General features: G+C 64.8%; 12 protein-coding genes and 3 pseudogenes. 8 read left to right on the plus strand and 7 right to left on the minus strand.

All coding sequences use genetic code 11. The features are described from left to right. Nucleotides 1-322 precede the first annotated feature (322 nt). The 3 genes from AAH979_RS18400 to AAH979_RS18410 all read right to left on the minus strand — a co-directional run bounded on the left by AAH979_RS18400 (nt 323) and on the right by AAH979_RS18410 (nt 4,356). Nucleotides 323-877 (minus strand): hypothetical protein, encoded by a 555-nt coding sequence (locus AAH979_RS18400; protein ID WP_346259348.1) that lies wholly within the window; start codon nt 875-877, stop codon nt 323-325. Between the two features lie 62 nt (nt 878-939). After that, nucleotides 940-3,381, minus strand: coding sequence for a polymorphic toxin-type HINT domain-containing protein (locus AAH979_RS18405; RefSeq protein WP_346259349.1), 2,442 nt, complete (start codon nt 3,379-3,381; stop codon nt 940-942). 42 nt (nt 3,382-3,423) lie between these two features. Next, nucleotides 3,424-4,356: a hypothetical protein gene (locus AAH979_RS18410; protein WP_346259350.1), complete on the minus strand. Its 933-nt coding sequence runs from the start codon at nt 4,354-4,356 to the stop codon at nt 3,424-3,426. A 327-nt stretch (nt 4,357-4,683) separates the two neighbouring features. Between AAH979_RS18410 and AAH979_RS18415 the strand changes: the two are divergent. The 8 genes and pseudogenes from AAH979_RS18415 to AAH979_RS18450 all read left to right on the plus strand — a co-directional run. After that, a pseudogene (locus tag AAH979_RS18415) lies at nt 4,684-4,950 on the plus strand (hypothetical protein); the annotation flags it as partial. Continuing rightward, a complete protein-coding gene (locus tag AAH979_RS18420; RefSeq protein ID WP_346259351.1) occupies nt 4,947-5,522 on the plus strand; it encodes a flavoprotein in 576 nt (191 codons plus the stop codon). The pseudogene AAH979_RS18415 and the gene AAH979_RS18420, both read left to right, overlap by 4 nt. Before the next feature lie 546 nt (nt 5,523-6,068). Further along, nucleotides 6,069-8,801, plus strand: a complete 2,733-nt coding sequence (locus tag AAH979_RS18425; RefSeq protein ID WP_346259352.1) for a hypothetical protein — start codon at nt 6,069-6,071, stop codon at nt 8,799-8,801. Nucleotides 8,802-8,803: 2 nt separating this feature from the next. Continuing rightward, the gene (locus tag AAH979_RS18430) at nt 8,804-10,294 is read left to right on the plus strand and encodes a hypothetical protein (RefSeq protein ID WP_346259353.1); all 1,491 of its coding nucleotides are present in this window, start codon (nt 8,804-8,806) and stop codon (nt 10,292-10,294) included. A gap of 24 nt (nt 10,295-10,318) precedes the next feature. Next, on the plus strand, nt 10,319-12,472 hold the full coding sequence (locus tag AAH979_RS18435) for a DNA methyltransferase (RefSeq protein ID WP_346259354.1): 2,154 nt from the start codon (nt 10,319-10,321) through the stop codon (nt 12,470-12,472). Beyond that, nucleotides 12,469-15,066 carry a DEAD/DEAH box helicase family protein gene (locus AAH979_RS18440; protein WP_346259355.1) on the plus strand — a complete coding sequence of 866 codons (2,598 nt, stop codon included), beginning with the start codon at nt 12,469-12,471 and terminating at the stop codon, nt 15,064-15,066. The genes AAH979_RS18435 and AAH979_RS18440 overlap by 4 nt, the downstream gene beginning before the upstream one ends. Before the next feature lie 255 nt (nt 15,067-15,321). Further along, a complete protein-coding gene (locus AAH979_RS18445) occupies nt 15,322-16,104 on the plus strand; it encodes a transposase family protein (protein WP_346259356.1) in 783 nt (260 codons plus the stop codon). Nucleotides 16,105-16,160: 56 nt separating this feature from the next. After that, nucleotides 16,161-16,456 (plus strand): annotated as a pseudogene (locus AAH979_RS18450) (transposase); the annotation flags it as partial. A 92-nt stretch (nt 16,457-16,548) separates the two neighbouring features. On the opposite strand, the pseudogene AAH979_RS18455 reads toward AAH979_RS18450, so the two are convergent. From AAH979_RS18455 to AAH979_RS18470, 4 genes and pseudogenes are all read right to left on the minus strand, one after another. Continuing rightward, nucleotides 16,549-16,949: pseudogene (locus AAH979_RS18455) on the minus strand (tyrosine-type recombinase/integrase); the annotation flags it as partial. A 295-nt stretch (nt 16,950-17,244) separates the two neighbouring features. Beyond that, nucleotides 17,245-18,075 (minus strand): hypothetical protein, encoded by an 831-nt coding sequence (locus AAH979_RS18460; protein ID WP_346259357.1) that lies wholly within the window; start codon nt 18,073-18,075, stop codon nt 17,245-17,247. 154 nt (nt 18,076-18,229) lie between these two features. Further along, entirely contained in the window at nt 18,230-18,511 is a 282-nt protein-coding gene (locus AAH979_RS18465) for a hypothetical protein (protein WP_346259358.1), read from the minus strand. A 371-nt stretch (nt 18,512-18,882) separates the two neighbouring features. After that, complete coding sequence (locus AAH979_RS18470) at nt 18,883-20,061, minus strand: DNA adenine methylase (RefSeq protein WP_346259359.1); 1,179 nt, start codon at nt 20,059-20,061, stop codon at nt 18,883-18,885.

Here is a 20,061-nt window from a genome sequence, read left to right on the forward strand (position 1 = left end):
CTGAGATCAACTTATCGACCCTGTCCGTCGAATCGGGTCAAGCCCACGTGCCGTATGGCACATGCCCGGCTGCCCGTGACCGAGGCAGAAACGAATCTCGGTCATGGATCGAGATCGAGTTTCAAACCAAGGTCAACCAGATACTCCGCATAGAAAGCCGCCAGGTCGGGATGTATATTGAGTACACGCCGAGTACGGGGAAGCTTCACGGTGGCCTCGTCGAGACCACCGTACATGTCGCCGTCTGTGAGCTATCTTCCCCTGCTCAAGAAAGCGTGACCGAAGGGATTCGAGCACTTAACCCTTTGATCCATAGAACGACCTACTTCCCCTCGACATTGAAATGCTCTCGGAACGACGAAACGAACCGAACAGTTTGCCGCGCCAGTAAAGCTGGCTGCGTCTCGGATAGGTGCTCTAGGCGTCGCAGTATCGACAATGCTTCGGGAATCTGACCAGCAACCATGTAGGAGACGGCGAGCTGCGCTGAGTTCAGGCTGGTGATGGCGGCTGCTTCCAATGCCTTGATGAGGTCGGCAATGGATGAATGTCGTGAATAGAACGACGATCCGTATTGATGGACGTCCGACAGGATTTTTGCGACTGCCGCAGGCACCTCACTTCGCTCTTCAACCGTCCACAGAATTCCGCTTCCCTGCCCGGCCGCCCGTAGAATGTCCGACAGGGAGGCCCCGACCGCAGAGGGACCACGATCGAATCCGTAGAATTGTGCAACGAGGTTCGATACGCCAGTGTGCCGGACCGACAATACGGGATTCAAGGACAACCCGAAATCTTTCCCGATAATGTCGAGCCCCAGCTCCGCGTGGATGTCGCCATGAATCTGCTTAGAGAACATGACCAGCTCGTCGTCCATATATGTACGACGCCACCCAAGCGGAGCCGCCTCCGTGGCAAACTCAGAGACGAATCTCTCGGCTAGTAGGGACTGGAACCGCATGCCGGACACGTCCATGCGTCTATAACAACTTGCATAGTTACAACAGATCCTTTCGGGATACCGAATTGCTCAAGCCTGGACGTATCAACAATGACCCCCACCGATTCAAGCTCCGGATATCCGGTAGCCTGCCCTGGAGTGATTTCGGCACCACGACCGGTCTTAGCTTCGATCGCAACCCAGTTTCCATTCGCATCCTGCGCCACAAAGTCTGCCCGGAAATCCCTACCCTTGCTGTTCAGGAACTGAACCTCCGATACGATATTAGTATATCCCTCGTTCTGCAACCGCTGCAGGCTTGCAGCCTCCCCGAGCTTGCCATGCGGGAGTCCGTTTACGGGACATGCGCCGACCGGCGAAGAGTTGTGCACGAGGACCGGCGTCTTGCCAACCATCACGTAGTACGTGTGGATGCCGGCGACCGTCAGGTTGTACGCCAGGTCTTGGCGAATACTTTCCCAATCGATGCCCTCGACGGTTGCCGGCGCGGCATGGCTGGTGTACAGCAGGTCTCCGCGATCGAGGTGCTGGGCTTCCTGCCACTGCCGGTCGCTGTGGTTCCAGAAGGGGTGGTCCTCGGTGGTAGTAACGGCAATACCATCAGCGAGTTTGAGGCTGACCACGACATCTTGATGTATCCAGAGGTGGGTGACCCTGCGTGGGCCCTGTTCGCCTGTTTCAGGGTCGGTGGCGAGGACGAGGTCCCCGACTTTGATGTCTTTGATGGCCTTGGTGCTGCCGTCGGCCAGGAGGATCTTGGTGTCGCCGCTAAAGCTGCAGGCCTTCTTGGCGAGATCAGCGGCGTCGGCGACATCATCGAGGCCTTTGAGCGCTTTCCACTTGCCCCAGGGGATGAGTCCTATCGCAGTCCATATGCAGCCGCTTGCCGAGCCGGCGACGCAGTCTTTCGCGTCGTTGATCCCGGACAGCTCAAGGAGGACGGCCTTGGCGATTTCCCGACTGTGGGCGTCCTCCATTTCTTGGAGTTTCTTACACAGCGATCGGTTGTTGATGCAGATCGCCATTCTGACGATCTCGATTTGATCCGACAGTGGCTGCTGCAAGAAGGTCTTGCCTTTTCTGAATCCGGTGTGGCAGGGGTCGTAGGGGTCGCATCCGTGTTCGTTGATGACGTCGCCGATGCTTTTCGACGAGGAGTGGGTACTGCCGGGTGTGGTGTCGTCGGGTGTGTGGGTGCCGTTGCCTTCGGCGCAGCCGGCTCCTTCTCCACAGACGAGGCCGAGGCCGCTCGGGTCGCTGTGGGTTATCGGGTTGTTGGTGCCGTACTGGTAGGCGTTGTGTTGGCGGGGGTCGTCTGCAACGAATAGTGGGTCGACGGAGATGAATTTGCCGAGGGTGGGGTCGTATTCGCGGGCGCCGAGGTGGGTGAGTCCGGTGGGGTGTTGGTCGCCGCCGACGAAGCCTTTCTGGTTGGCCCAGATCGGGTTTTGGCCGCGGGGGGTGCCGTAGGGGGTTTGTCGGCGGGTGGTGACGGCCTGGCTGGTGGGGTGGATGGTGGTGTGTTGGCTGCCTTGGTGGTCGGTGTGGGTCCAGGTGAGGCCGGCGGGGGTGCGGGAGGCGACGAGTTTGCCGGCGAAGGTGTAGTAGCGGGTGGGGGTGCGGACGCCGGCTTCGTAGCGGATTTCGTGGCCGGGGAGGTAGAGGGTGGTGCCGGTGGCGTCGCGGCGGATGAGGCGGTTGCCGTTCGCGTCGTAGATGTAGCTGCCGGCGGTGGTGGCGTTGCCGGAGACGCTGGCGAGGTGGCCTTCGAAGTCCCAGGTGAGGTGTTGGGAGTTGGTGTCGGGTGGGCAGGTGTTGGCTGTGGTGCCGGCGGGTCGGCAGGTGGTGTTGCCGGTGGCGTCGTAGCCGTAGTTGGTGACGACGGGTGGTTGTCCGGGTGCTTCGGTGGTTACGGAGGTGACGGCGTGGGGGCGTGGGACGCCTTTGCCGCCGGTGGGGAGGGTGTAGGTGCGGGTGGTGTTACCTGCGGCGGTGTGGGAGACCTCGGTGCGTCGGTTGCCGACCTTGTCGTAGGTCCAGTCGAGCCAGTAGGGGGCCGCTCCGCCGAGGTTGGTGACGGTGGGATCGGTGTCGCAGGCGACACCCTGTTTCGGTGTCCAGGCGCGGGTGAGGCGTTGCAGGGTGTCGTAGCGGAAGCATTGGGTGTCGCTGCTGCCGGCTTGCGGGGTGTCGGCGATGGAGGTGATGTTGCCGGCCGGGTCGTAGTCGTAGTTGCGGTCGGAGACCGGTACTGGTGACGATTCGGGGCGGATGGTGGTTCGAGTGAGTCGTCGGGTGACGAGGTCGTATGTGTTGACCTCTTTGACGTAGACGCCGCCGTCGGTCTTTCTGGTGGTGATGGTGGGTTCGTCGAAGTCGGTGTATTCCTGGGTGTCGACGTAGGTCCCGTCGCCGGTCATGGTGGTGTCGAGACCGGTGGGCAGGCCGGTGGTCTGGTCGTATCAGGTGATGACTTCTTCACTGTCGAGGGCCCCGGCGGTGGGGTACTTGACGCTGATTGGTGATCCGTCGAACTCGGAGTAGCCGTAGCCGAGCGACCAACTGGCGTTCAGGCCAGTCTCGGCCGCTGGGATGATGTAGGTGACGCCACCGGGCTGATTCCGCACGGTGAAGTTGGTGAACAGCTGCTGGTAGGCGTTGGTGGAGCCGGCCGGTTCATACCGGGTGGCTTCCGTGGTCTGGCCGCGGACGGTCTGCCCGCCGAAGCGGATGTCGACCTTGTCGTACTTCCACCGGGCGGCCAGTTTCGGCGTGGCGGGGTTGCTGTTGTCGTACTGGTGGGTTTTGCGGCCGAGTTTGTCGTAGGTGTAGCTGATGGCTTTGCCGTTGGCGGCGCGGGTCTCGGTGAGGTCGTTGTAGTCGTTGTAGGTGCTGACCGTGATGCCCTTGTCGGGGTCGTTGGCTTGGGTCTGCCGGCCCTTGACGTCGTAGGTGTAGATCCACTCGTTGTTGTCAGGGTCGGTGATCGCGACCAGTTGGTCCTTGCGGTTGTAGGTGTAGCTGGTCGCCTGGTAGGGGCCGTTGACGCCGTCGGTGGTGGTGTGCTGGCGTAGTTCGGTGGTGCGGCCCTGGGCGTCGCTGACGGTGGTGGTCGAGACGCCACCAGATGGGGGCGTGACCCGGACGGTGTCGCCGGTGTAGTCCGTGTGGGTCCGCCACTTCTCAGTCAGGATGACACTGTCGTCGCCGTTGATGTGGCGGCCGAGGAGGATCGTGTCGGTCGGCCGTGACGCGTTGTCATAGATGGTCTGGTTCACTGCAAGCATGGCGTTTAGCGGGCCGCTCCAGAGGACGCCGTCCGGTGGCCCGGATGGGGCAAATGGGGCCGACGTGAACTCGGCCCGGCCTACCTCGTCGTAGCGGGTCTCGGTCACGGCGCGTTCACCGCTGACGCCCGTGGTCTGCACCTGGCGGGGGCGGAGGAGGCCGTCGAAGAGCTGGTACGAGGTGCGGTAGCCGTTGCCGGCGTGCAGGGTGCGGGTGCGGATGTACGGGTAGGCGTCCCGAGACGCGGCGAAGGAGTAGATGAACTCCGACGACGGTCTGTCCTCGCGGCCAGCACGGCTCCAGCCGATGTTCCATACCTTCGCGACCCGGCCGAGCGGGTCGTAGACGATCTCGTTGACGGCGCCGTTGGGGTCGGTGGTCTTGACCGGCAGTCCCCAGTAGGGGCGGGTGTCGGTGCTGTTGGTCCAGGCGGCGCCCTCGCTCAGCAGGTGCCACTAGACAAGATCCGCCTCGCCGAACGCAAAGCCTCGCTCTTCGTCGACGTAGCCCAGGCCTACACCCAGTGGGGACGCTACGAGCACGGCCTCAAGGCGTTGCGCATCGCGTACGACGTGGCGCCCGAGGAACTCCGGTGCCGACCAGCGGTCCAGCGCATCGCCGGCGACCTCGCAGCCCTCAGCCGGGGCCACGTCCGCACCGCGGTCGTCGAGTTCGCCCACCGCGTCGGGATACCGGTATGACCGCCGGTCACCTACAGATCGTCGTCTGCGGCGCTGGCCCCGCCGGAGACCTCACAATGCTGATCGCTACCGCCAAGGGAAATTCCTGGACGGTGGCGGTCACCGCCACGCCGAGCGCCATCGACTTCATCGACGCCCGAGCGATCGAGTCGTTGAGCGGGCACCCGGTCAGGTCCACCTACCAGTCGTCTCCAGGTACTCGCCGTACGCTTCCCGGCGCCGACGCGCTCGTCATCGCCCCCGCCACGTACAACTCCATCAACAAGATCGCCCTCGGCATCGCCGACAACTACGCCATGACCTCAGTCGCCGAACTGATCGGACGCCAGGTGCCGACCGTCATCGTCCCGTTCGTCAACGCCGCCCTGGCCGCCCGCGCGCCCTTCCAACGCGCGGTGACCGACCTTCGCCACGAACACGTACCCATCCTGCTCGGTGAAGACGACGGCTGGGAGCCTCACCCACCGGGAAGCGGCAACGACCGGCAGCGCGTCTTCCCCTGGACGGCGGCTTTCGAGACAGCGGTCCGGCTCGTTCACAAGTCGCGTTCGGCGGCCGACCATCAGGGCTGACGGCCGGAGACGCCCACCCGGTCACCAACGCTCACGCACCGATCCTGTCCAAAACAGGGGCGGAAAGTCCCACGCCCGCAGTGGCCGTCCAACGGCTCCCGAGCACCCGTCGAGCACCCGGACCACGGCACGGGACATGAAAAAGGCCCGGACCCGGTACGAAACCCAGGTCAGGGCCTCGATCGGTGGTGCGCCGCCAGGGACTCGAACCCCGAACCCGCGGATTAAGAGCCCCGTCCATGCCGTGCTCATCGGTCCCGCACGGCGCTGGTAGTCCCACATCCCCTACCAGTCCATTGCCTGTGGGCCGCCGTGTACCACCGGATGCTCGTCTGTCCACGGCGCGCGAGCACCCGGCGAGCACCCGCATACCGCGTCCCTGCGTACGATGAGGACTGCCGTACAACCCGACGCTTGACCGATCAAGCTACTCAAAGCGCGCTGGTTTCCTCGACCAGACCGGCATGACCCTCAAGCCAAACCGCCATGATGATGCAGACGTCAGCCCTTCAACCTCTGCAGCTAGCTTGCGGCAGAATCTAGGCCATGCCAGGCAGCGTGTCCGGAGGGGCCAGCAGCGCAGTGGCGGCGTCGGCGCACGCCTCGTGCGCCCGATTCCGTGGGACAGACCCGCTGGTCACGGGCGTCACCCGCCGGAGGCTCGCTCAGGACGTCGGCCACTCGAAGGGCCCGGAGAGCGCCATCCCGCTGCTGCGCTGGATGCGTGCGATGACGTTCGAAGGCCTTATTCAGGACAAACGATTCGCCTCCGAAGTTGTCACGACCGCCGTTGGCGGCCTTGGCCTGGCTCGCCCGACTGGCGTCGTCATCAGGGACGCCGGTGTCAACGTAATCAAGACCGCCGCCGTGCTCGACGCCGCTCACAAGGACGCAATCGTCCACGGCCGCGCCACTCTGATCTATCACCTCGCTGTCCCGTTCGTCGGGCTCGATGGCGTGGACGCCACCACCACCCGACCGGATTTCGCTGTCGTCACCCCGCGCCCCCAGAACGTCGATGGCGAGGTCGACTCGTCGTGGTTGATCGTCGGAGACGCGAAGGACTACCAGCGCGTGCGCGCAAAGATCGACGACGCGAAGCTAATGAAGGGATTCCTGCAGGTCGCCCTCGGCGCCGAATCCGCCGCCCAGTGGTCGCAGCTGCCGGCTGGTATGGAGGTCCACACCTCCGGCGTGCTCGCGGTGCCGCGCAACACATCCCTGAATCCGACCGCCGTCATCGAAGACCTCACCGACTACCGCGACGAAGTCCGTATGCGCGTCGTCGAACGGCAGAACGAGGTGGCACGGTTCCCAGACCCGACGACGATTGACCCGCTCGAACACCTCGCCCACCTCACGGCTCACTTCGACCCTGCTTCGTGCGCCGGATGCGACCTCTTCATCTTCTGCCGAAACGAACTCCAGTCGTCGAAAGACCCCGCCGACCTGCTCATCGAGCTTGGCGTGAAACCGGAGATGCGTCAGCAGGCGATAGGCTTGATCGACAAGACCACCCCTCTCGGCCCGATCTCGTCCTCCGTCCGGTCGATGATCGAGGCCACTCTTTCCGGCGTCGGCGTGAAGTCGCGGCAGCGGCGCCTCGACCCGATCGGGCAGTCTGGCACCGTCCACGTCGTTATGGCGAAATCGGACGGTGCGACGCTCGGTGTGTACGGCATTGCTTTACAGCGCATCACCGCCCAGGGTGCGGGGGCGTGGGACGTCACCGTCTTCGACAACCCCGACTCCGATGCCACTCGCCGCCAGATCATGAAGCTGCTTGGCAAGCAGCTTTTCGACGCCCTGTCTGGTGCCGTGAAAGCGAATACGACCAGCCCCGAACCGATCCACGTCGTCGTCCCCGACTCCGGCACCGCCGATCTGCTCGTCGGCATCGCGGACTCCATCGCCGGCGCCGAACTGTCCCGCCTGCGCTGGCAGCGCGACAAAGACCAAGACCGTCCGGCGCTGACCTTCGGCGGCGAGCCTGCCGTCATCCCGCCGCGGCTGCCAGAGAAAGATCGGACGGCCGTGTCGTTCCTGCTCGAACAGGACCGGGCCCGGACGATGAAGTGCCGCATCCCGATCGTCGACCTGCGCGCCACGCTGGCTGCCCTCGTCACCGCCGGTGGACCGTCCGTGAACTCGCTGCGTGTCGACTACCTGTACCCGTGGGCGATCTCCGGAAGAGTGACGATCGACTTCCGCGCCCACAGCTCGGTCATCGAGAAGTCGCCGCACACCGTCGGCGCCCAACTGACCACCCCCCAGTCGAACGCGATCCACGAGGCGTTCACTGGCGACAAGCCGGGTCTGCCCCGCCCGGCCAACCCCGCCGCTTACGACTCACTCGTGCGCGACGAACTGGCGTACAAGACGGACGTGTTCGACAAGTGCGTCGCCGCGCTCGACTCCGAGTTCGCTCCGTCAAAGCTGCGGGCCGCCGTCCGCCAGGTCGAGGGCGACTCGCAGATCGTGTGGCGCCGTCGCCTCGACCTGCACGCGTTCGACCTCGTGCGCTTCACCCGCACGTCGCGCTTTTGGCGCAACGACAACGTCCCCCTCCTGGAGGCGGACAAGCTCTTCGTCGACCAGCTCACGATCCTCACCAGCCCGCTCGCCGCCGAGAACGCCGCGGTCGACGCCGGCAACCGACGCGTCGCCATCGCTCGCGTTGTCGGCACCTCCCCATACCTCCTCGAAGTTGACTCGCGGTGCATCGGGGACCAGTCGCGAGTCGTCGCCCTGCACGTCAACGGCGATCCGTGCGTGGAAAAGCCTGCCGTCACGGTGAAGATCCAGAAGGGCTCGTTCAAGATCTCGAACATGGCGATCGGTCCGGTCGCCGAAATCTCGGCCGACCCGCGTCAGTTCGAGTGGGACCCACACCACGACCCGGGCGTAGCCGTCGGCGACGAACTCATCGTCGCCGATTTCGCATGGTTTTCAACGAACACCGGCGACGCGTTCCTGAACGTCCCACGGCCGAGCGTCGACCAGCGCTCCGCCCCGAAGCCGGACTGCACCCCCGACTCGTACGGCGACGACCCAGCGAGCCACCAGTACTGCTGCAAGCCGCACGAAGTCTCGGAAGCCGAGTGGTCAGACGAACTCGCCGCCCGACGAGCGTCCGGTCGGCTCAATCCACAAACCTGGCCGCCGATCGTCGACCCGGACGCCTTTGACGTCGCCGCCGTCGGCGACGACTTGCCCGATCCCGCAGCCGAACCGGCCGTCGCACCGCCGGAAGACCTCTCGATGGACGACGTGGAGTAGCCGTGACCATCGTCTTCACCCCGCCAACCGCTGTCGCCACGAGCGCTTACCACCACTCACGGGCCGCCGCCGAGAACGAAGCCGCCGCCAAGATCGCCAAAGGCCAGCTGCTCGACGCGCTGAACGGCTCGTCCGACATCACGACGATCCTGCTCAAGGCGGCTGCCGGAGCCGGCAAGTCGTACGTCCTCAAGCAACTCGTTCAGGACGCAACCGTCCAGCCGCAGTGCCTGCGGGTCGCCGTCACCGCGTTCCAGAACCGCCAGTTGTGGCCGCTCGCCGAGTCGCTCGGCACCGCCATCGGCAAGGACAAGGTCTACCTCTGGTCGTCGAAGGGCCGCTTCAACGACGTTCCCGACTCGGTGAAGGCGGCCGCCACCGTTGTCGACTCCGGCAACGCCATCCCGACCGACGCCCCCGTCGTGATCGCCACGTCGCACATGTTCGGCGAGATCGGGCCGCGCAAGATCGTCAGAGACCACTTCACCCCGTCGTTTCACGGCGACTACCGGTTCGACGTCCTGTTCGTCGACGAAGCCTGGCAGCTGGCCAGCCACCGTTTCGACAAGCTGAACTACGTCGCCCCGATCCGCGTCGGCGTCGGCGACGTCGGGCAGCTGCCTCCGATCGAGATCGGCGAGAACCCTTGGCGAGGCGACTCCGGGTACAACCCGTACCGCGCATGGCCGAACAACCACTCTTCTGACGAGCACGCGTGGGCCACCGAACTGCCCGCCGTATGGCGCCCGACGGGAGAGCAGCTCGGGCTGTGGCGCGCCTTCTACCCCGAGTGGCGCTCCCTCAATTGCGTCGCCGCGCCCGGCGACCGGTCGATCAAGCTCGGCAAACTGACCGGCGTCGCGAAGGACGTGTGGGAGTCCGTCGCCTCTGGCGTACCGACGCTACTGGAAGTCGACGGGCTGCCGCCCGCCGAAGCACCGGACGTCGACTTCCCCCTCGTCCAGTTCGTCGAGCAGCTTCTCGACGACCTGTTCTCAGCCGGCTTCTCGCTCGCCGCCACCGAGTACAACGGCGACGGCACACCGAGCGGGAAGACGATCACTACCAAACCCGGGGACGAGCCGAACGATCCGCTCGTCGCCGTGCTCGCCACCCGCAACGCCACGGTGGACGACGCCGCCGACGCTGTCGAGCAGCTGCGCAAGCGGCACGGTCTCACCGAAGCCGACCTGCTCACCTCCACCGTCGACTCGTGGCAAGGGCAGACCGACGGCATCACGGTCGCGGTCCACCCGCTCACCGGGGCCTCGGAACTCGACGAGTTCAACTCGTCGTTCGGCCGTCTGGCCGTCACGTGCACCCGCGCCACCCACGGGCTACTGATCGTCTCGCGTGCCGGGCTGGACCGTATGCTGCAGGAGGCGCCGGCCATGCCTGGCACTCCATTCGGAGAGCCGGGCAACCGCACGCTGCCGCGGCAAACCCACCAACGCATCCTCGCCACGTTCGCCCGGGGCACCTACACCGTCTGATCACCGATCCGAAAGACTCACTGCATGTCTCGCCTCTCCGAACTCCTGCGCCAAGTCGCACTGAAGGACGAGCGCCTCGCCGCGGACCTCAAACGGGAGACGGACGCCCTAGCCGAACGGCGCGCGTTCGGCTTGAACTTCGAGCGGCACGTCCCGGAAGCGGTCGAGCTACCTGGCCGGCCCGTCCGCAAGAACGACAAGGTGCGGCGCCTCCCTCCGCGCGGCGAGACGCCAACCGCCGAGAACCAGATCCTGTGGCGGGTCGCTTCGGTCGACCGGAAGGCCGGTACCGCGACGCTCACCCGTTCGGTGGTTGTGGCAGGCGGTGCCAGTGTCGAAACCACCGAGGCCGCGATGGACGACTTGGTCGTCGTGGCCGAGTTCCGCGACCCGATCTACCCGGGCCTCATCTCCACCGGCAAGGTCGAGCGAGGTGAGGCGGAGAAGCCGTACCACGCAGTGATCAACGCCGAGAACTACCACGCGCTGCAGGCGCTGCTGTTCACGCACCGCGGCAAGGTCGACGCCATCTACATCGACCCGCCGTACAACACCGGCGCGAGGGACTGGAAGTATAACAACAACTATGTCGAGGGCGACGACTTGTACCGCCATTCGAAATGGCTTGCGTTCATGGAACGTCGCCTTATCCTTGCCAAGGAGCTACTGAACCCAGATAGTTCCGTACTAATCGTCACTATCGATGAAAAGGAGTACCTTCGCCTGGGCCTACTTCTCGAACAGGTGTTTCCCGGCGCGGTACGCCAAATGGTAACGGTCGTGATCAACCCGCTCGGACAGGCACGCAAGCAGGAGCTCGCACGCGTTGAGGAATATGCCTACTTCGTCTTTCTCGGTAGTGCTGGGCCCACCCCAACGGCCGACGATTTGCTTACTGAGCGTGCAGCAACAGACGCCACGCAATCAGTTCGATGGGAAAGGTTGCTCCGCGGTGGAACCAACGCTCGGCGTATGGATCGGCCAAACCTATTCTACCCAATAGTTGTTGACCCCGCCACCAAGAGAATCGTCGAGGTAGGCGAACCTATTCCGCGCGAAGCTAAACGGGATTCGGTTCCTGATCGCAAGGGTCTTGTGACAGTTTGGCCGCTCAACACCAATGGGAACGAAGGACGGTGGCGCGTCTCGGCCGACGCCTTCCGCGCCATGGTAGCGCGGGGTTACGCCAAGGTTGGCTCATATGATGCAAAGAATGACCGATTCAGTATCTCGTACCTGGGCCGTGCACAGGTTGCTCGCATTGACAGCGGCGAGATCAAGATCATCGGACGTGACGAGAACGACGTAGTGGTCGTCGAGGGCGACGGCAGCTCCGCCGCGAGTCTCGTCGCAAAGACGGTATGGAATCGTATGTCCCACCGCGCCGGCGAGCACGGAAGTGGTCTTCTAAAGAAGCTACTGCCCGGCAGGGATTTCCCATTCCCTAAATCTCTGTACTCGGTCGTCGATGCGTTGCGAATCGCTGTTGGCAACCGCCCCGACGCGCTTGTGGTCGACTATTTCGCCGGATCAGCGACTACTGCGCATGCCTTGATGCTTCTTAACCGCGAAGATGGCGGATCTCGACGTTCCATTATGGTAACAAATAACGAGGTCTCGGCCAGCGAGCAGGCAACCCTACTTGCACGCGGACTGCGCCCGGGAGATTCGGATTGGGAGGCGCTCGGCATATGTGAGTACATTACGAAGCCGCGGCTCGTCGCCGCAGTTACCGGAAGGACGCCCGAGGGCGCGTCGGTTGCCGGCGATTACAGATTTCTCAACGGCCTTCCAATATCTGGTGGTCTGGAGGAGAATGTTGAGTTCTTCACGTTGACGTACGAGGCGCCGCTGCGGGTTTCAACGAACCGCGAGTTCGGGAAAATTGCTCCCTTCCTGTGGTTGAACGCAGGCTCGCGCGGAAGGCGGATCGACGACATCTCGACTGGATGGGACGTTGCGGAGGCGTACGGCGTGATCGCTGATCTCGACCAGTCGGAGCAGTTCCTAAAGGCGATGGAGGACGCACCGAGCGTCACACACGCGTTTATCGTCACCGACGAAGACCGCCTTTTCGAGGCAATGGTGCGCCGGCTCCCTGCGCACGTCGAGCCGGTTCGCTTGTACGAGGCGTACCTGCGCAACTTCGAGATCGAAGCAGGGCGGGCTGCGCGATGAAATTCACCCTCAAGCCGTACCAAGCCGACGCCGTCGCGGCGATGCTCAGCTCGCTGGAGCGGGCGAAAAACGTGTACGAGCGCGAGAACGTCCCGACGTCCGTGTCCCTGTCCGCGACGACCGGTGCCGGCAAGACGGTGATGGCCGCCGCGGTCATCGAAGCTCTGTTCTACGGCAACGAGACGTTCGAGTTCGAGGCCGACCCGGGCGCCGTCGTCATCTGGTTCTCCTACAGCCCGGACCTGAACGAGCAGTCGCGGTTCCGGTTGATGGAGGCGTCCGACAAGATCGAGTCGTCCGATCTCGTCGTCATCGAACCGCCGTTCGCCAAGCCGCGGCTCGACCCGGGCAAGGTGTACTTCCTCAACACCGGCAAGCTGACGAAGAACTCGCTGCTCACCCGCGGTCACGTCGAGGTGCAGGAGGGCGAAGTCCTTCCCGGTCTGCATGACGCGGCCCAGCCGGACATGCAGGGGTGGACGATCTGGGAGACGATCGCCAACACGGTCAACGACCCGGACACGACCGTGTACCTGATCCTTGACGAGGCGCACCGTGGGTTCCGCGCCGACCGCAGTGCGTCCGACAAACCGACCACCGTCCGCAAGCTCGTCAACGGCCACTCCGGCCACCCACCGATCCCGATCGTCTGGGGCATCTCGGCGACGATCGAGCAGTTCCGCGACGCGATGACCGAAGCGGACTCGTCCGACGTACGCCGGGCGCTGCCGCCGATCGAGGTTGACGGGTTCCAAGTGCAGGAGTCCGGCCTCGTCAAAGACACGGTCGTCCTGGAGATCCCCGCCGAGGCCCAGGCGATCGACCTGGTCCTCGTGCGCCGAGCGGCGAAGAAGTTCCGCGAGGCGAGCGAGCGGTGGGAGAGGTACTGCGCCGACCAGGGTCTGCCGGACGTCGTCCGGCCGCTGCTGATCCTGCAGGCGCCGGCCACGCCGGACCACGACAAGATCGGCGAGGCGATCGACGTCATCTTCGACGAGTTCCCGGCACTGCCTGCCGGGTGCATCCGGCACGTGTTCGGCGAGCACACTCCCCAGCGATTCGGTGCGCACGACGTCGACTGGGTCGAGCCCCAGACGGTCGAGGACAAGACGCATATTCGGATCCTGATCGCCAAGGACGCCATCTCGACCGGCTGGGACTGCCCGCGGGCCGAGGTGCTCGTGTCCTTCCGCCCGGCGCGCGAGCACACGCACATCACCCAGTTGCTCGGCCGGATGGTTCGTAACCCGCTCGCCCGCCGCGTGCCCGGCGACGAGGTGCTCAACTCGGTCGACTGCATCCTGCCGTTCTTCGACCGGACGATGGCCGGCAACGTCGTGAAGTACCTGACCGGCAAGATCGACGGAGTCCCGGACGGTTCGGGCCGAAAGGCGATCATCGAAGAGTGCAAGCTGCTGCCGAACGCTGCGGTGGACTTCGTCTGGCCAGTGTGGGATTCGATCCCTACGATGACCGTCCCGCAGCGGGGTGCTGCCCCGGTGAAGCGGCTCGCCTCGCTCGCCCACGCGCTGGCCACCGACGGTGTGCGTCCCGGGGCGGTGAAGGAAGTCGCCGGGCTAATCCACGCGGCGCTCGACGGGGCGAACGTCGAGTTTGCGTCCAAGGTGAAGGCATCGACGGCGGAGGTGCTCGCTGTTCGGCTGCAGCAAATTTCCGGCCGACTCGGTAAAGGCAACATCGCGTACGCGGACGTCATCGAACAGGCCGACGAGCGGGCGATCCGAGCCGCGTTCCAGGACGCCCGCAAGGCGTTCGGCTCGGACATCGCGTCGATGTACGTGGACCACCTGGTGGGCGAAGACGGCGAGGACGACGACCTGCGCGACGCGTTCATCCGAGCCGCAGCGCTGGCGACCGTCCCGGAGATCCGCGAACGGATCGACGCGCGGGCGAACGAGATCGCGAACACGTTGTTCGCCGAGCACCGCGTGGACATCAAGAGCCTGCGTGACGACCGGCAGTCCGAGTACGAAGACATCCGGGCGCTGGCGGTCGAGCCGCAAGTGACGTCGCTCGGGCGGCCGAAGACACGGATCGAGGACTACGTCGAGGTGGACGAAAAGACCGGGCAGTTGGCGCGGGCGCCGTTGGCGCCCAAGCACCTGATGTCCGACGAGCACGGGCAGGTGCCGATAACGAAGCTGAACGACTGGGAGCGCGAAGTGATCTTCGCCGAGCTGAAGCGATCTGTCGCGTGGTATCGCAACCCGCCGCGTCAGGCGACGGACTCGCTTGGGATCGCGTACCGAGACGGCAGCGGCGACTGGCATTCGATGCATCCGGACTTCATCTTCTTCAGCGAAGTGAACGGCAAGGTCTTCCCGTCGATCGTCGACCCGCACGGTCACCACCTGGGCGACTCGACGGAGAAGCTGCAAGGGCTCGCGAAGTTCGCCGAGGACCACGGTGCGTCGTTCCACCGGATCGAAGCGCTGAGCAGAGTCAACGGCAACATGCGCGTGCTCGACCTGACGAAGCCCGCCGTTCGCGAGGCGATCTACGCCGGCGGCAACACCCCGATCGAGTTCTACGACTCCCCCATCGCCGAGGACTACGACGGACCGGGCTTATGACGGGCAGTTGACCTGGAAGGAGGCCGCCGTGTCCAAGCCCGGCCTTGCACGACTTGAAGGCTCCAGACTCTGCGAGCGCTCCTTCAACTGCTGCAGCCGAGCCGCGTCCAGTATTGCGGCCACTCATTCAGTGAAGCATTTTCATCGTGATGGCGCTGGTCACGGTGGGTACGGCAAGCCGGTGTCGACATAGGACGAGGCTCCCGGTAGGACAGCAGTCGACCAAGATCAGATGCCCCAACCGGGAGCCTCGCTGTGCTGTCTTACCCGTCCACGATCGCGCTGTCCAGCCATACCCTGAACCACCTGGCCGACCTCATCCGCGCCGAACGCACTCGGCGTCGCGGGCGGTGGTGGCGCCTCGACGCCGGCCGGCAGGCGCTGCTCGCCCTGGCCCATCTCCGCAACGGCGATACCATCACCCGCCTGGCCTGCGGCTTCGCGGTCAGCACAACGACGGCTTGGCGGTACGTCCGGGAAGCCGTTGATCTGCTCGCCGCGCATGCCGAGGACCTGAACGCCGCCATACGGCGCATCGGCCGTCTCGCCTACGCGATTCTCGACGGCACCCTCATCCCGATCGACCGGGTCGCGGACCAGAGACCGTACTACTCCGGAAAGCACAAGCGCCACGGGGTCAACGTGCAAGTCATCGCCGACTGCGCCGGACGCCTGATCTGGGCCTCGCCCGCGTTGCCCGGCGCGGTGCACGATCTGACCGCCGCCCGCACCCACGGCCTGATCGACGCCCTGACCAACGCGAACGTCATGACCTTCGCCGACAAGGCGTACCAGGGCGCCGGCGGCAGCGTCCGCACGCCGTTCAAACGCCGTCCGCACCGGCCCCGACTGTCCCGCCGGCAGAAGACCGTCAACCGCCACCACGCCAAGATCCGGGCCGTCGGCGAACGTGCCGTCGCCACCCTCAAAGGCTGGAAGATCTTGGCCAAACTTCGGTGCTGCCCACAACGCACCACCGCGATCGTCCAGGCCATCCTCGTCCTACATCACGTCCAGATCAGCCGACACCCACGATGAAAAGAACTCAGTGCAAAACAATGAAATACCAGCTACAGGATTTCTCGTAAGGAACCGTCAACGTCCATGGCCTGATCGAGGTCCGGGTCAACGCCGACGGCGGGCGCGAAGTGTTGGGCCTGGATGTCGTCCTTCGACGAGGGCGGAGCCGGCTGGCTCGCGTTCCGAACGTCGCTAACCGCCTGCGGTCTGACCGGGGGTGCGTCCGATCATGTCCGATGCCCACGCCAGCCTCGAGGCCGCCATCGGCGCGGCCCTGCCCGGTGCGTCGTGGCAGCGCTGCCGGCCCCGCTACCTGCGCACCGGGCTGGCGAAGATGCCCAAGTCGGCGCAGCCGTGGATCGCCACGGTGTGTGGCGCACGAGCGCGCCACACACCGTGGCGCCGTCCTTCGAGAGGGCCTGGAGAATCTGGGTGATGACCGCATGCGCGGGTCGTACCGGTCTACGCCGGCCTTGTCGTCGAGCCACGCCGTCGCGGGACGACTGACGCGGTGGTTTCGGCGGCGGCGTGTGAGATTTCGGGTAGGACGTCGCCGTAGAACTTGGCGGTGAAGTGTGGGCTGGAGTGGCGGAGTCGGTTGGAGATGACTTTCATCTGACGCCGGCGGCGAGGCCCATGGTGGCGGCGCCGTGGCGGAGGTCGTGGAGTCGGATGGGTGGTAGTCCGGCTTGGGTGGCGAGGTGGTGGAAGTGGTCGGTGAAATCGGCGGGGTGGAGCCGTCCGCCGGTGGGGGTGGTGAAGACGAGTCCGGTCTTGGCCCAGGTGGTGCCGGCGGCGAGGCGTTCGCGGTTCTGTTGGGCGCGGTGGGTGCGTAGGACGGTGACGGTTTCGGTTGTCAACGCCGCCCCAATTCTGGCTCTGGCACGCATTTTGGATGCTGTTGGTGATCTTGGTTGGGTGATCGGTCTGGGTGCGTCGCTGCCCGAGCCGGAGGCGTCTCGATGCTGGAATAGCGGGATGTCGGTGGGTCGTGGTTCGGGTTCGGCTGTTCCGGTGGAGACTGCTCGGGTTCGCCGGCTTTCCCGGGTGGAGTTGGTCGCGGAGACGATGCGCGCTTCGTTGGAGGCCCTGGCCAAGCTGGACGAGGTGTGGCTGGCCGGGGTCCTGGCGCCGGACTGGGCCGAACGGTACGGCCGGTCAGCGCGTCACGAGCGCCAGCCGACTGGTACGGCTGCGGTGCGGCAGTACGTGGAGCAGGTCGGCGCTGACGGCATTGCCTTGCTGCGGGCCGTCTACGGTTCGACGGCGCCCACAGGTGGCCCGCCTGTGGGCGCTGTCGAGGTGCTGCGTCAGGTCTGGGTCCAGCAGTACTGGTATGACGAGTCCGGACAGCTGCGGTGGCGGGAGGCGAAGCTGTCCCGAGCTCGCAAGAGCCGGGAAGGAACGCAGCGGCGCCGGTCCGGCACCTCGGCGGCCGATGATGATGCGGAGCCTGCTCGAGTGCCGTGGTCTCGGGTGGAGGTCGTGTCGCCGCATGATCCGCAGGCGCGGTTCAGCCACAAGCCGGGCAAGGTCGAATGGGTCGGCTACAAGGACCACCAGACCGAGACCTGTGACGAGGAGCGACCGAACCTCATCGTGCATGTTGTGACAACCCCGGCTCCGGAACAGGACGTCGATGTCGTCGAGGCGATCCACACCGCGCTGGCCGAGCAGCGCATCACGCCGGCGGAACACTATCTCGACAGCGGCTACGTCACGCCCGAAACGGTTCACCGGGCGTCGACCACTAATGCGATAACCGTTGTCGGGCCGGTCCGTCAGGACCCGCGCGCCAGTGACCGACCCGGCTTCGCCAAGGAGGACTTCCACGTCGACTGGCAGGGCGAAACCGAGGTGCCCGCAAGGAACGGTCAGCCCGCGGTGGAAAGCCACGGTGGCGGATGGGAAGCCGCGACTGTCGGTGCTGTTCAGGCGGGCGGACTGCCGCGCCTGCACCGCCCGGCAGCAATGCACCGGCAACGTCAACGGCAAAGGCCGACACCTGCTCCTACTACCCGAACCCCTGCAGAAGATCCAAACCCGGGCTCGGGCGCTACAACAGACCCCCGAGTGGAAACGGCGCTACGCCCTACGCGCCGGATGCGAGGCCACCGTCTCCGAAACCGTCCACGCGCACGGCCTACGCCACTGCCGGTACCGAGGGCTCGCGAAGACCCACGTCCAGCACGTCCTCACCGCCGCCGGCACCAACATCATCCGACTCGGTCAACACCGGCCCAACCAACGCCGACGACCACGAAGCCGCCTGCAACAACTCTTCCGCGCCCCGGCCGACGACTGACACCAAGATCACCAACAGCATCCAGAATCTGTGCCAGAGCCAGTTTTCAGGCGGAACCGACAACTGGAAGCGGCAGCACCGCCCGACGCACTCCCCACAACCCAAAATCACCAACAGCATCCAATAACTGCGTCAGAGCCACGACTGAGGCGGTCTTGACAACAGAGAGTAGTCATTATATTGATGTCGCACGGCGACCGCGCTTGTGGCTTCTTCGCCGTTGTGGACCGGGCGACTGTCCGAGCCAGTCGAAAGCTTCGAGAGGCTCGCGCGTGAACTGTCGTTCGCATGTTAAGTCTGACCAAGACGGTTTCGAATAGTGGCTAGGCCTACCTTGCGCGGATTTGGACGTCGGGACCCTGGAGGACCTGCTGAGATCCGAATCCTGCTGTCGCGAGTGCTGCCCGCGTGGACCTTTGGCGTCAGGGCATGGTTGACACGCGGGTTCTGACGGACGCAAATGATCGATCGTACATAGAGCCGCCCACAGATCAGTCCGGCAACTCGGCCAGCATTCTTTCGTTGGTCGGCACTGTTGCTGGCGGAAGCGTGGTGAGCAGAAGTTCCTGTGCCGGGCCGCGCCCCGTTCGCGAGGACGCAGTGTAGTTCAGTGTCACGATGCGCTTGCTGATATGCCAGGCCTTGACGCCATTCAGTTCGCGACCGGATTTCGACGGGCGCATCGCCTTCGCTGCATACAATGCGTCCTCTGTGAGCAGCCGCTCGTCGTAGTCGTACGACAGAATCCAGCGGTACTGCATTTCTCGCCGGAGGTACTCCGCCAGGTGGTGGTGCTGGAGCGTGCCCATCCAATCGAGATCCTTACCCGCCTGCGCTGCCTGACCATCGAACGAACCGCGATAGAGCTTCCCCGACTTCGAAAGGTAAGGTGGGTCGAGGTACGCGACAACGCGGTCGGGGAGCAGCGTCTTATAGTGCGAGGCAACGCCGTGGAGCGTGGTCTTCCAGTCCGATCGCCAGACGTCTGCGATCCTTCTCGTCTCGTAGAGGTGACCGATGTATTCGAGCCGCTCGACTAGGCTCTTGAGGTTGAATCGGCATCCAATGCCGTACTCCGAGGTCTGTGCGCGACCGCCGATAGGGCCAGCCTGCCCATGCAGGATCCCTGAGAAGGTGGTTCGGTTCAGGAACATGCACTTCGTGGCGAGTTCGAGGTCCTCAGTCGAACGACTGGTACCAGGAGCCGCCGTCCAGGCGCGCCAGTAGTCCCAGCGCGCCAGTGCTGTCGCCCCACCGGCAGCGACGTACGTTGCGTGTTCGTCGGCGATCCGCTCGACAAGCTCCTGCGTCCGGGAGGCCGCCACCTGCCAGAAGGCCGCCACCATCGGATCTGCGTCCGCAAGTAGCGCCCGCTCGACGATGCCCGCACCGACCAGCCTGAGGGTGGTCGACGCGCCGCCAGCGAAGGGCTCCACCAGGAGGTCGACTCGCCTGACTTGAGCGGACCGTTGAGCCGCTAAGATTAGCTCGCCGATCACATTCGACAGACCACTCTTGGCACCCGGGTAGCGCAGCGGACTCTGGTACCGACCTGCGGCAAGAGGATGTGCGACCTCGGCCGGTGCGTGGTCGATCTTGCGTGGAGTCGTTCCAACCGGAATCAGAATTTCCGTACGCGCCGACTCCTGATCGCGTACGGCGACTGTCAC

The organism is Plantactinospora sp. ZYX-F-223 (assembly GCF_039649625.1).
Taxonomy (GTDB): Bacteria; Actinomycetota; Actinomycetes; order Mycobacteriales; family Micromonosporaceae; genus Plantactinospora.

Coding starts and splice junctions, on each gene's coding strand:
- AAH979_RS18400 (WP_346259348.1), bottom strand. CDS start 877: ATGGACGACGAGCTGGTCATGTTCTCTAAGCAGATTCATGGCGACATC.
- AAH979_RS18405 (WP_346259349.1), bottom strand. CDS start 3,381: ATGACCGGCGACGGGACCTACGTCGACACCCAGGAATACACCGACTTC.
- AAH979_RS18420 (WP_346259351.1), top strand. CDS start 4,947: ATGACCGCCGGTCACCTACAGATCGTCGTCTGCGGCGCTGGCCCCGCC.
- AAH979_RS18425 (WP_346259352.1), top strand. CDS start 6,069: ATGCCAGGCAGCGTGTCCGGAGGGGCCAGCAGCGCAGTGGCGGCGTCG.
- AAH979_RS18435 (WP_346259354.1), top strand. CDS start 10,319: ATGTCTCGCCTCTCCGAACTCCTGCGCCAAGTCGCACTGAAGGACGAG.
- AAH979_RS18440 (WP_346259355.1), top strand. CDS start 12,469: ATGAAATTCACCCTCAAGCCGTACCAAGCCGACGCCGTCGCGGCGATG.
- AAH979_RS18465 (WP_346259358.1), bottom strand. CDS start 18,511: ATGCTGTTGGTGATTTTGGGTTGTGGGGAGTGCGTCGGGCGGTGCTGC.